The 12,257-nt window shown below is 62.2% G+C and carries 11 protein-coding genes; 7 read left to right on the top strand and 4 right to left on the bottom strand.

All coding sequences use genetic code 11. The annotated features are described in order from the left end of the window. Positions 1–299 precede the first annotated feature (299 nt). The 3 genes from FFI89_RS24610 (at position 300) to FFI89_RS24600 (ending at position 3,479) form a co-directional block, all read left to right on the top strand. On the top strand, positions 300–1,580 hold the full coding sequence (locus tag FFI89_RS24610) for an allantoate amidohydrolase (RefSeq protein ID WP_138830175.1): 1,281 nt from the start codon (positions 300–302) through the stop codon (positions 1,578–1,580). 119 nt (positions 1,581–1,699) lie between these two features. After that, positions 1,700–1,930, top strand: a complete 231-nt coding sequence (locus FFI89_RS24605; protein WP_138830174.1) for a hypothetical protein — start codon at positions 1,700–1,702, stop codon at positions 1,928–1,930. A gap of 181 nt (positions 1,931–2,111) precedes the next feature. After that, a complete protein-coding gene (locus tag FFI89_RS24600; protein WP_138830173.1) occupies positions 2,112–3,479 on the top strand; it encodes a hypothetical protein in 1,368 nt (455 codons plus the stop codon). A gap of 33 nt (positions 3,480–3,512) precedes the next feature. Here FFI89_RS24600 and FFI89_RS24595 read toward each other — a convergent pair whose 3' ends face one another. The 4 genes from FFI89_RS24595 to FFI89_RS34555 all read right to left on the bottom strand — a co-directional run bounded on the left by FFI89_RS24595 (position 3,513) and on the right by FFI89_RS34555 (position 7,291). Further along, a complete protein-coding gene (locus FFI89_RS24595) occupies positions 3,513–4,319 on the bottom strand; it encodes a class I SAM-dependent methyltransferase (protein WP_138830172.1) in 807 nt (268 codons plus the stop codon). Between the two features lie 859 nt (positions 4,320–5,178). Beyond that, a complete protein-coding gene (locus tag FFI89_RS24585) occupies positions 5,179–6,192 on the bottom strand; it encodes a formamidase (RefSeq protein WP_138830171.1) in 1,014 nt (337 codons plus the stop codon). Then, entirely contained in the window at positions 6,189–7,139 is a 951-nt protein-coding gene (locus tag FFI89_RS24580) for a DUF1989 domain-containing protein (protein WP_168213028.1), read from the bottom strand. Before FFI89_RS24580 ends, FFI89_RS24585 begins: the two co-directional genes overlap by 4 nt. Next, positions 7,136–7,291, bottom strand: coding sequence for a hypothetical protein (locus tag FFI89_RS34555; RefSeq protein ID WP_168213027.1), 156 nt, complete (start codon positions 7,289–7,291; stop codon positions 7,136–7,138). The genes FFI89_RS24580 and FFI89_RS34555 overlap by 4 nt, the downstream gene beginning before the upstream one ends. A 310-nt stretch (positions 7,292–7,601) precedes the next feature. On the opposite strand from FFI89_RS34555, the gene FFI89_RS24575 reads away from it, so the two are divergent. The 4 genes from FFI89_RS24575 (at position 7,602) to FFI89_RS24560 (ending at position 12,257) form a co-directional block, all read left to right on the top strand. Next, positions 7,602–8,354: a GntR family transcriptional regulator gene (locus tag FFI89_RS24575; protein WP_138830169.1), complete on the top strand. Its 753-nt coding sequence runs from the start codon at positions 7,602–7,604 to the stop codon at positions 8,352–8,354. A gap of 73 nt (positions 8,355–8,427) precedes the next feature. Continuing rightward, positions 8,428–9,525 carry a BMP family ABC transporter substrate-binding protein gene (locus FFI89_RS24570; RefSeq protein ID WP_138830168.1) on the top strand — a complete coding sequence of 366 codons (1,098 nt, stop codon included), beginning with the start codon at positions 8,428–8,430 and terminating at the stop codon, positions 9,523–9,525. Between the two features lie 321 nt (positions 9,526–9,846). Further along, positions 9,847–10,602 (top strand): cysteine hydrolase family protein, encoded by a 756-nt coding sequence (locus FFI89_RS24565; RefSeq protein WP_246669242.1) that lies wholly within the window; start codon positions 9,847–9,849, stop codon positions 10,600–10,602. Beyond that, positions 10,599–12,257 carry a regulator gene (locus FFI89_RS24560; RefSeq protein WP_138830167.1) on the top strand — a complete coding sequence of 553 codons (1,659 nt, stop codon included), beginning with the start codon at positions 10,599–10,601 and terminating at the stop codon, positions 12,255–12,257. Before FFI89_RS24565 ends, FFI89_RS24560 begins: the two co-directional genes overlap by 4 nt.

The following is a 12,257-nucleotide window of genomic DNA, read 5'->3' as shown; positions in this document are numbered from 1 at the left end:
GTACATTGAAATTATTATGCTAATCTAGATAAGTGACAGCCGTTCAAACTTTGGGCAGGAGCCTTTCAGCTCAGTTTTTAGGCGCCATTTTCTAATTGTATGCAAGGCGGTTGAGCAGTTCTTGACTCCCGGAAGGGGCTCCAAGAGGCCTGCTTGCGGCCGAATTCCTGTATTTGTCGGCTGGTCAGCCTGATTGGGGCTGCTACCAGTGACAAGGTCGGTGGGCGATGCGGAGTCGCATTCGCTGGCATTGAACTTGTATCGATGAGGCAGGCGCGGCAAGCGCGCCCCGGAAAAGCATGAGCAAGACAGAGGCGGCGAGCGGTGCATTGAGACAATCCTCGCTCGGCGATGAAATCGTCGGCCGGATCAACCAACTCGGGACGATCTCGGAGACGCCGGAGCACCTGGCGCGGGTTTTCCTGTCTCCCGAGCACCGCATCGCCGCCGACCTGATCCTGTCCTGGATGCGTGAGGCCGGCATGAACGCGCGGCTCGACGCCATCGGCAATGTCTGCGGCCGCTACGAGGGCGAACGTCCCGGTCTGCCGTGTCTGATGCTGGGCTCGCACTATGATACGGTGCGTGACGCCGGCAAATGGGACGGGCCGCTCGGCGTCATCACCGCGATCGCCTGCATCGGCGACCTGCACAGAAGAGGCAAGCGGCTGCCATTCGCGATCGAGATCGTTGGTTTCGCCGACGAGGAGGGCGTGCGCTTTGCGTCGACGCTGCTCGGCAGCCGCGCGGTGGCGGGGACGTTCGTCGAGAGCGTGCTCGCCGGCAAGGACCGCGCCGGCATCACCATGCGCGAGGCGATGATCGCGTTCGGGCTCGACCCCGACCACATTGACACGGCGGCGCGCGCGCGCGGCGAATTGCTTGGCTATGTCGAGTTGCACATCGAACAGGGGCCGGTGCTGGAAAAGCAGCAGCTTCCGGTCGGTGTCGTCACCGCGATCGCAGGCGCGACGCGGTTGGCAGCGAATCTTACCGGCATGGCCGGCCACGCCGGCACGGTGCCGATGGCGCTGCGCCACGACGCGCTGACGGGGGCTGCCGAATGCATCGTCGCGATCGAGGAACTGTGCCGCACCGATCCGGATGGCCTGGTCGGCACCGTCGGTTACATCAATGCGATGCCCGGTGCGACCAATGTCATTCCCGGCAAGGTGTCGTTCACGATGGACATCCGCGCGCCGACGGATTCGCACCGCCGCCGTGCGGTCGCGGATATCGTTCGCCGGGTCGAGAGCATCGCCAAAACCCGCGCGCTTGCGCTGCAGGTCGACGTCACCCACGAAAACCGCACCGTGCCCTGCGCGCCCTGGCTGAAGGCGCAGGTCGCGGAAGCCGTCGCTGCCGAGGGTTTTTCCGTGTTCGAACTGCCGAGCGGGGCAGGGCATGACGGCATGGCGATCATCGACGTTGCCGATGTCGCGATGCTGTTCGTCCGCTGCCGCGGCGGCATCAGCCATCATCCCGACGAGCACGTCGAAACATCAGACGCCGATGCCGGCGCGCGGGTGCTGCTGCGGTTGATCGAGAATTTCAGGCCGCGGGACGCGGCCGGACAGTAGCGCGGAAGATCTCTAACTCGCCGACGCGTGTCCCTTTTTCCGACGCAAATTTGCCCTCGACTCAATCGACGTTAGCAGTTGAACGGGCCGCTGCCGCGCGTCCAGATCGGGGATTTGCCATGAGCATCGGACATCCGCCGCACGACAGGCAGGATCAGCGCGACGACTTTCTTTCAGCCTTGTCGCCTCTGCTTGAAGAGGCCGAGATACTTGAATCGCAACAAGCGGAAGCCAATGATTTGCTGCAGTTGCTTGAGCAGAATGCCCGGCTTCGAAAGCTCGCGGTCAAGCTATCGAACCTGCTCGGAGACCTTCCTAAGAGAGCCACGGGCGAGATCCAGCCGGAATAGTCGCGCGGCTCCCCGTGATCGTCGATCAATCAAAGCTGTCATGTTCGACCTGGCTTGGTCCGCATCGCGCAGTATGACAGTTCGATGACATTCGTCGCGCTCTGGCCGAGAGACGAATCAATGGTGTTTGCAGTACCAACGCGGTAACACGCGGCACCACAGGACATCGTCATCCCAGCGCATGAATAGCCAGATTACGTTTGCATCCCGTCGCGGATACCGATTTTACCAGGGGCTGATTGCCAGCTTTGTCGCCAACGGCATTCAGGCCGTGAATTTTCTCGGCGATCGGTTCCTCCGAAAATATCATCTCTCGGCGGCGATCGACCAGTTGTACCGGCACTCGATGAACGCTGCGTTCTCGGAGACCGAAGCCTTTCTCGTCACCGGGGCGCCGCACGCATCCGCCTATTATCCGCGCGACTTCGCCTGGTTCTATCCCGATGTGCTCGACCCTGAAACCGTCCTGGATTCCGCGGATGCGGTGCGCCGGGTTCGTCTGCTCGAGAAAAGCGTTCGGCTGATGCTGGAGGCGGTTCGCGCCGATGTCGTCACGACGACGCTCGTTCCTGCGGGACGCAACCGCTACATCGGCATCAACTATTTCTCGCGGCCTTCGGATACGCTGCTCGGCATCCTTGCGGGTCTCGAGCAATTGCTGACCGCGGAGCAACGGCCGTCTTCCTATGTGGCGATGTCACAGGGCGCACATGCCGGCCGGCTGTTGCTGGCCGAGTATCGCGAAGATCTGAAACGAGCGATCCTTGACCTCGCCGGATCGTTGCAGCCGTTCGAGGACAACGGCCTCTCGGCTTTGCTGTGCGACGCGACGGCCCCGCGATCTGCCGCAACCGATACCCGCGCCGAACGCCGGCGTTTCGTCACCAATGCCAGCGTCTACGCGACATTTCTGCGCGGCATCAAGCTCGGCGTGATCGAGCGGAGCGAACTGGATCGGCGGCTCGGCCGCGAGCTTCCGCACTACAAGACTGAACTGCTGCGGCTGTTCGGCAAGCATGGCTACATCAGCCATTCGCTGGACTCCCGTCAGGAGCCGCCGGTGTTTTCCATCGCGCTCGATTTCGTCAACGTGCATCTGGGATTTTGGGATCTGAACGACGCGAACGAACGGGCGCTGTTCGCGGCCACGACAAATCTGGTTCTCGCAGAGCCGCGGTTTCGAATTCCGGACACGTCCCACTTCCTGGTATCCGTGGATAATCCGCTCAACAAACTCATTCACAAGATCGCGGCGCCGGCCTACCAGGGCCGATCGTCCTGGCCGACATTCAACGTCGAATTCGCCGACCGCATGTTGGACTATGACGAATGCGGGGCCACCGATACCTACCGTGCCTACGCGCGCGACATCTTGCGCGACATCGGTACCGCGACCGAGACCCACGGCGGCTATCAGGAACTGCTGTCGGAAAATGGCCAGAAATATCAGACCTGGGCCTACCAGAGCGCGGTCGCGCATTCCTGGTTTCCGCGTTTCCTGTCGGTGTGGAAGCGCGCGTTCGGGACGTCGCTGTTGAACGGGAATTAGTACGCAAGGTGGACGATCCGACAGATGGCGCCGTCAACCCTGCGGAACCGTTGCTTTTACCGCAACCGCCGTCGTCGGGAAACTTCGTGCGCCGTCCGATCCACCGCATAGATACGCATCGCGAACGCTCGCCTGGAGCCTGTCAGTGGTCGTCGCTGGAAGCGTCGACAGGAACACCGCAAGCGTGCCCTGTCCATTGATGAGCGGCTGCCAGTAGTCGTCGAAATTGCTGAAATCCATCCGGATAGTCAGGAAGGCCTCGGTAACCTGTTCAAGGCCGGCGGCGGCGAATGCCTTTGCCAGTTCTCCCGGACGGGTCATCGGTCGCACTAATCCGAGCGACCTTCGTTCAACGGCGGCCGATTCGATGGCGCAAAATGTGTCCCAGAACATTCGCTGGCTCGGCATGCCGCCGAATGTGTCCCAGACCGTTGCCGCAACGACGCCTCCCGGGCGAACCACGCGCCGCATTTCCGAAATCGCTTTCGCAGGGTCGGAAACGAAATGCAGGACGAGCAGCGACAGCGCGCGGTCGAATTGCCTGTCCTCAAACGTCAACGCGCAGGCGTCGCCTTGTCGCGCGGTGATGCGCGGGTCCTTGTTCTGCTGCCGCAGCGCCTCGACGAACGGCTCTTCAAAATCGATCGCCTCGATCGAGGCGACGTCCGAGCGTTCCGTGATCGAAAACGTCAGGCTGCCGGTGCCGCAGCCGACGTCCAGCACCCGCTCTCCATCCCTGATCCCGGCAAAATCCAGAAAGACGGGAGCGAGGCGCTTGCTCCATCGGCCCATGAAAGCCTCGTAACCGTCAGCGCCCTTCGCGATGAAATTCGAGGCCATGTCCCACCCGCCCGTCTGGAGATCGCCGCTTTCCGCAGGGAAGCAGATATCCGCTTCCGGTCAATAGTTCCTAATGACGGCGTGATCTGCGAACGGGTGATTGTGTCCGAGGTGACAATCGGCCGGTGTCGCCTTGCGCGACCGCCGGATAAAAGGCGATGCGCGTCGGCACGAATTTCATGAGCGGATTCAACGTGATTTTCGTCGTCCAGACCTTCGGGTAAAAATATTTCGCTGGCCTTGTCGGGCAAATCAGACGTTTAACTCCGCGCATCCTGTCCCACAGGAGGGGCGTAGGCCATCGTCGCAAACGAGGGGCAGGGAGCGGTGGACGCGAAGGCTGCGACTGACGAGCGTGGTCATTGCGTACGGTGAAATCGTGTGGGTCCGACGCCCCGGTGCTGGCGTCAAGTTGGCGGAAGCGAAAGCCGACGTCGATGATGGTGGCAAAAAAGCCGGTCACCAGGACGAAATCGTATAAGCCGTAAAGCCATTGCGCAGGGAAGGCTGGATGCCTCCGCCAAACCTGTATGCTTGCGTGCGCCTATTCGTATGCATCTTGCACGCAAGACCGCGGGTGCGGCGCGCACCCGGTCTTCCCTGCGCCCTCTGTATTTCGAGGGCAAACGAAATGCAAAACTCCGGGCGCATTGCGCCGCGAGATCAAGAGCGCATGTCTCACAACGTCATTGCGAGCGCAGCGAAGCAATCCATCTTGCCGACGAAAGAAAAGAATGGATTGCTTCGCTGCGCTCGCAATGACGATAAGGTTCGTAGCCCGGATGAGCGAAGCGACATCCGGGGTCGCCCTCACATCACCCCGGATATCGCTTCGCTCATCCGGGCTACAAGCAATCCCTCACTCCGCCGCCTTCGCGGTCTTGCCGAACATCCGGGTCGGCGCCGGAAAACCGCACGAGGTGCCGTCGGTGATCTTTACCTGGTCTTCCCACGGCAGGCGGAAGGTGCCGGCGACCATGTCCTGCATGAAAGTGTAGGGACAATCCATCGCGCCGCCCTTCACCGCGACGTAGCCGCGATGCCAGAGCTGATAGATGTTGTTCTCGACGCCCCAGTGGATCCGCGCTTCGCGCACCAGGTCGGGGCGGACCTCGGCGGTGATGATCTCGTCGGCGCGGCCGGTGGTGCCGTGGGCGATGATGGAGCCGTCGAAATTCACGATCATGCCTTCGCCCATGGAATCGAACGAACCATCGGAGCCGCACATGCAGACATTGGCGGTCACCATCAGGTTCTGGAACGCATTGGCCTGGTTGGTGAAGCGCCAGCTTTCGCGAATTGGCGCGGTGTAACCGGCGGTGCGGATCATGATCTCGGCGCCCTTGTAGGCGCATTCGCGCGCCATCTCCGGGAACATGCCGTCATGGCAGATGATCAGCGCGAGCTTGGCGCCCTTCGGGCCTTCAATCACGGGAATGCCGACATCGCCGGGCTCCCACGGCTCGACCGGAATCCAGGGATGGAATTTCCGGTAATACAGTTTGATCTCGCCGCTATCGTCGATGATCAATCCGGAATTATAGGGATTGCCGTCCGGGTTGAATTCCATGATGGAGAAGCAGCCCCAGATATTGTTGTCGATGCAGGCGCGCTTGAAAGCTGCGACCTCCGGGCCGTCGAGCCGGCACATGATCTCGGGGTTGGTGTCCATCGACAGGCCGTGCAGCGCGTATTCCGGAAACACCACCAGGTCCATGGTGGAAAGATTGCGCCGCGCCTTGCCGACCATAGTGACGATGCGCTCGGTCTGCCGCGCCAGGTCGGCCCGGGTCACGACCACGGGCAATTGCAATTGAACCAGCCCGATGACGACGCCATCGGGGGATTTGTTGAGGCCGCCAAGTCCGTTCATGTCGTGCTCCCTCGTGCTTTCTCGATCGCAGGCGCGCCGGCATGAGCCAGCAGGAAACGCTCTTCCCACCAGGAGAACAGCAGGTCGCGCAAGGCGGCGGCATCGTCGCCGCCATAAATGTCGGTGCGTTTCACGGCGTTGAACAAAGCGAGTTCGTCCGGACTGAGCGCGATCGGCAGCTCTGTAACGACGATCGGCGTGTTGGGGAATTCCGCTCTGTAGGCGGGATCGCGTCGCAGCGGCCGGTCGGTCTTGATGGTGGAGTTCCTGAAATCCTTCGGCGTGCGCTGGCTGGCCAGGACAGGCGTCTTCGGTACCGCCGCGATATCGGCCGCGGTGGCGGCGAACACCGTCAGCTTCAGCGGTTTCAGCGCGAAATTGCTGGTCTTCATCACGTCGGCGCCGCACACATTGGGCACCGCGAGCACGTCCATCAGCGCCAGCAGGTCGACATGGTCGCCGGCTTTGGTGGTTTGTCGTGTCATGAAGGCATGGCCGTCGTCGTCGACGCCGGTGCACATGAACAGGTTGAAGGAATCGTGCACGTCATCTGGCGTCAGCCCGTATTCGCGCTGCGCTTCGGCCTGGATGTCGTGGCAATTGGTGTGCACGGCGAAGCCGTAGGACGCCTCGTAGACATAGGCGCTACAGCGCGGGAACAGAACGTCGTTGCGGCCGACGGTGTCCTCGAGAATATAGAGCATCGCGCGCTCGCGCGGCGGCGCCGACCACATGAAGGTGCCTTTGGTCGGGTGAAAGCCGTGCACGGTGCGGGTACGGCCGCAATGCATGAACTCCTTGTAGTCATGCAGGTTGAAGGCGTTGAAGTCGGCGCACTGGCCGCCTTCGACCTGTTCGATGCGCAGGATTTGCCCCTTGAGCAGTTCGATGGCCTTGCCGGTACCGGGCTCCAGCACGAATTCGGAAATCACCTGCCGCAAACTCATCGCGAAGTCTCCGCCTTGCGGGCGGCGGCGTATTCGCGCAGCGCCAGGCGAACCAGGGCCACGCGATCGGGCGCCACGCCTTGCGCGATGGTGCGGTCCATCAGTTCGAGTTGCTGCTGGTTCAACCGCAGTTTGACGACCGTCTCGGCCATGAACGCGTCCTTTCGAAAGGTCGTAAGATGGCAAATCCTGTATACAGGAATTGCCGAATTGATTGCGATGGACGGCTTCGCTGCCGCGCGTCCGAGGTTCATCAGTCGCGCGGAAAAGTATGGTCGCCATCGCTCATTGATGAGAATAGCGCCATTTGCAGCGCACTTCGAAGCGCAAACTTTGTGCGGCGTGCTGCCCGAAATTCCAGCGCATCGAACAAAATTGCCGCATCTTGTGTACGAGATGCTGGATTATCGTATGCGGAATGTTGAGCGCCCCTGTCGCTCAGACTTCGCAACGAGATCCCGGATGAGCAAGAAATCCACTCGCGCCGATCTGGCCTGTCAAGCATTGCGTCAGGCGATCATCGAGCAGGCGCTGCCGCCTGGCACCAAATTGCCCGAGGATGAACTCGGAAAACGGTTCGCGATGAGCCGCACGCTGGTGCGTGCGGCGTTGGCGCAGTTGCAGTCCGAAGGCCTGGTCGATGCGCCGCCGCGACGCACGGCGACCACGGCGAAGCCCACACTGGAGGAAGCGAGGGAGGTGTTCGAGGTTCGGCGTCTGCTCGAACGCGATGTCGTCCGGCTGGTGATCGAGCGCTGGAGACCGGAATTCGGCGCCGAACTCGAGGGCCATGTCCGTGAAGAAGAGGCCGCCCGCAAGGCCGGCGACACGCGGGTGTCCGGCCGGCTCGCCGGTGAATTCCACGTCAAGCTCGCGGATTTGTCGGGTAACCGGCTGTTGCGCCGCTATCTCGGTGAGGTGGTGTCGCGCTGTTCGCTGATCCTGGCGCTATATGGCCGGCCGCATTCCGCCGACTGTTCCGTCAAGGAGCATCGCGAGATTGTGGCCGCCTTGCGCGGGCGCAACGCGGATGCCGCCACATCCGTGATGGAGCATCACCTCGGCCTGGTCGCGCATCGCGCGCTGTCGGACGAAGGCCGCGACGCGCAATTCGATCTTGGCGCGGTGCTCTCGCGCTATGCCGAAAACCTGGAAGCCACAAACTCGCCAAAAGTGGCGCGGTTGCCGAAACGCAAGATGCGGGTGTCGCAATGACGGCCGCAACGACGACATCTATTCCAGCATTCACGCCACGCCGATGGGGCTTCGGCATTGAGGGAGTATGTATATGACCAGATATTCGATCTCACGCCGTTCGCTGCTCGGCGCCGCCGCCAGTCCGTTCGTGCTGTCGGGTCTCGGCGGGCCGGCGGCTGCGGCCGGCATCACCGTCGGCATTATCTATGTCGGCTCTCGCCAGGACTATGGCTGGAACCAGGCGCATGCGGTCGGGGCCAAGGCGCTGCGGGAAATCCCCGGCGTCAAGGTCGTCGAAGAGGAGAGCGTGCCTGAAACCGTGGCGGTGGCGAAGACGATGGAGTCGATGATCAACATCGACGGTGCGACGTTGCTGTTTCCGACGTCGTTCGGCTACTTCAACCCGTTCATGGTCGACGAAGCCAGAAAATATCCCAAGATCGAATTCCGCCATCCAACCTCGCTGTGGAAAGAGGGCAGGGATCCGACCAACGCTGGCGGCTATTTCTGCTATCTGGACCAGGGCCACTATGTGAACGGCATCGCCGCCGGGCTTTCGACCAAGTCGAACAAGATCGGCTACATCGCGGCCAAGCCGATTCCGCTGGTGCTGCGCAACGTCAACTCCTTCATGCTGGGTGCGCGCAAGGTCAATCCCACTGTCACCGTGCAACTCATCGTCACCGGCGACTGGGCGCTGCCAGTGCGCGAGGCGGAAGCGGCCAACGCGCTGGTCGATGCCGGCTGCGACGTCATCGCCTGCCACATCGACAGCCCCAAGGTGGTGATCGAGACCGCTGAAAAGCGCGGCGTCAAGAGTTGCGGCCACAACGCCAACCAGGCCGATCTGGCCCCGAAGGGCTTCATTACCGGCGCCGAACTGAAATGGGGAACGATCTATACGCAGTTTGCCGGCATGATCGGCAAGGGCGAGAAGCTGCCCAACATGGTGATCGGCGGCTACGACAAGGACATGGTGCAAAGCTCGCCGTTCGGTGCCGGCTGCAGCGAGGCGGGCAAGAACGCCGCGATGGCGGCGATCGCCGAGCTCAAGGGCGGCAAGCCGATCTTCACCGGCACCGTCAAGAGCAACACCGGCAAGGTCATCACCAGCAAGGACACGCCTCTCTATGATCCGTCGCTGGAGACCACCGACTATCTCGTCGAGGGTATCGTCGGCACCGTCTGAGGCCTTTCGGACTGCCGGCGAAACTGGGCGATCGGAGTCTTGCTTCAGTCCGGCTGATGCATGCTTCGGTCGCTTTGCTCCGTAGAAAGACAGGGGTCACGAGGTGTTGCGTAAATCGAGTGCAATGAAATTATCGCTCAGCACTTGAGCAAATGCACGCGGCGAAAGCTTCGCACAGAGAATGAGCAGAGACATGCGCCTCACGCAATGAATTGAAAATACGACGGATTCGCTTTCGAGCGACGCCGCACCGGCATTGTACACAATGGCACGCGCCTTGCTTAGCTAGCTCCGGGTACTCTCGTTCGGGGCGTGTGCATCATGGCGAACTCCAAGGGTTCACTGTCGACGGGTTCACTATCGGCGGGTCCACTCTCAGGCACGGTCGCCGCGGAGCCGGAGCCGATCACGCTCGACTTCGCCGCGACAGCACTTCTCATCATCGACATGCAGCGCGATTTCATGGAGCCCGGCGGCTTCGGTGAAACGCTCGGCAACGACGTCTCGCAGCTCGCGCGCGCGGTGAAGCCGATCGCATCCGTGCTGGAAGCGGCCCGCGACATCGGCATGCTGGTCGTGCACACCCGCGAGGGTCATCTGCCCGATCTGTCGGATGCGCCACCGGCCAAGATCGAACGCGGCGCGCCGTCGTTGCGTATCGGCGATCCCGGCCCGATGGGGCGCATTCTCATTCGCGGCGAGGCCGGCCACGACATCATTCCCGAGCTCTATCCGCTCGACAATGAGGTGGTGATCGACAAGCCGGGCAAGGGCGCGTTCTACGCCACCGAACTCGGAGACGTGCTGCAGCAATACGGCATCGAGAACCTGCTGGTGTGCGGCGTCACCACCGAGGTCTGCGTCAACACCACGGTGCGCGAGGCCAATGACCGCGGCTATCGCTGCGTCGTGCTGGCCGACGGCTGCGCATCCTATTTCCCCGAGTTTCACGAGATGGGCCTGAAGATGATCAAGGCCCAGGGCGGAATCTTCGGCTGGGTCTCCGACTCAGCCGCGGTACTGGAGGCACTTTCACCGGAGACTTCAAAAACAGCAGCAGCGGGGGCATCACGATGAGCACGAGCACGACGGAGACGGCAGGCAAATTCGATTTCAAACCGGTGTTGTGGACGCCGGGCGACTGGAACGCATTCTTTGGCTTCGGCACCAACATTCTCGTCAACATGCTGGTGTTGACCGGCCTGTTGCGGTTCGTGCTGAAAATGCCTGATACACTCGTGTTCGGCCGCATCCTGCCGGCGCTCGGCCTGATGATGTGCCTCTCGACCTTCTATTACGCCTTCCTCGCCTACAAACTGGCGCAGAAGACCGGCCGCACCGACGTCTGCGCGCTGCCGTCGGGCGTTTCCGTGCCGCACATGTTCATCGTCACCTTCGTGATCATGCTGCCGATCACGATCAAGACCGGTGATCCCATGAAGGGCTGGTCCGCCGGCCTGGTCTGGGTGTTCTTCCAGAGCTTCATCCTGATGATCGGCGGCTTCATCGCGCCGTATATCCGAAAAATCACGCCGCGCGCGGCGCTGCTCGGCACGCTCGCCGGCGTTTCCATCACCTTCATCTCGATGCGGCCGGCGCTCGAAATGTTCATGACGCCGCAGATCGGCCTGGTGTGCTTTGCCATCATCCTGGTGAGTTGGTTCGGCGGCGTGAAATACTGGAAGAACATTCCGGCAGGCCTGGTCGCGATCGCGGTCGGCATGATCATCGCCTGGGGCTCGAACCTGTTCGGTCTCGGACTCGGCGGTCTCAGCGTGAAGGGTCTCGGCGACGCCTTTGCCAGCTTCGGCTTCTCGGTGCCGCTGCCGGCCGTCGGCCAGGTATTCTCCGGCTTCGAATTCCTCGGCGTCATCCTGGTCACCGCGATCCCGTTCGGCATCTACGACCTCGTCGAGGCCATGGATAACGTCGAGAGCGCGGAAGCCGCCGGCGACGAATATCCGACCACGCGGGTGCTGACCGCCGACGGCGTCGTCAGCCTGATCGGCTGCCTGATGGGCAATCCCTTCATCAACGCGGTCTATATCGGCCATCCCGGCTGGAAGGCGATGGGCGGCCGGATCGGCTATTCCGCCGCGACCGGCCTGATGGTGGTGATCCTGTCCTGGTTCGGCATCATCTCGGTGCTGCTGGCGCTGGTGCCTGTGGTCGCAATCTCGCCGATCCTGCTCTATATCGGCATGCTGATCGGCGCGCAGGCGTTCCAGACCACGCCGGTCAAGCACGCGCCGGCGGTCGTGCTGGCGCTGACGCCGCATCTGGCGGCCTGGGCCAAGCTGCAGATCGACACCATGCTCGGTGCGACGATGAATGCCGCGCAGAGCGTCGGCGGGCTGGCCGCCGACAAGGTCGGCGCGGTCAAGTCTGCGGCGATCGCCTCATTGCCGCAGCAGGGCGTGCTCTATCACGGTCTCGACGTGATGGGCGGCGGCTCAATCCTCGCCGGGCTGATCCTCGGCGCGATCGGCGTGTTCGTGATCGAACGTGATTTCCTCAAGGCTTCGGCATTCGCGCTGGCCGGCGCGGTCATGACCTATTTCGGCTTCATGCACGGCGAAGCGGTCGGCATCGGCGGCGGTCTTGGTGTCACACCGGGCGTCGCGTTCGCCTACCTCGTCATGGCCGGCGGCCTCTATGCGCTGGGCCGGACCAGCGTCAGCATGCCCTACACCTCGCATATGGACATGCCGCACGCCGCGCCCGCGGAGTAA

Source organism: Bradyrhizobium sp. KBS0727, assembly GCF_005937885.2.
Lineage (GTDB): Bacteria > Pseudomonadota > Alphaproteobacteria > Rhizobiales > Xanthobacteraceae > Bradyrhizobium.
This window is presented reverse-complemented; position numbering and strand designations above follow the sequence as displayed.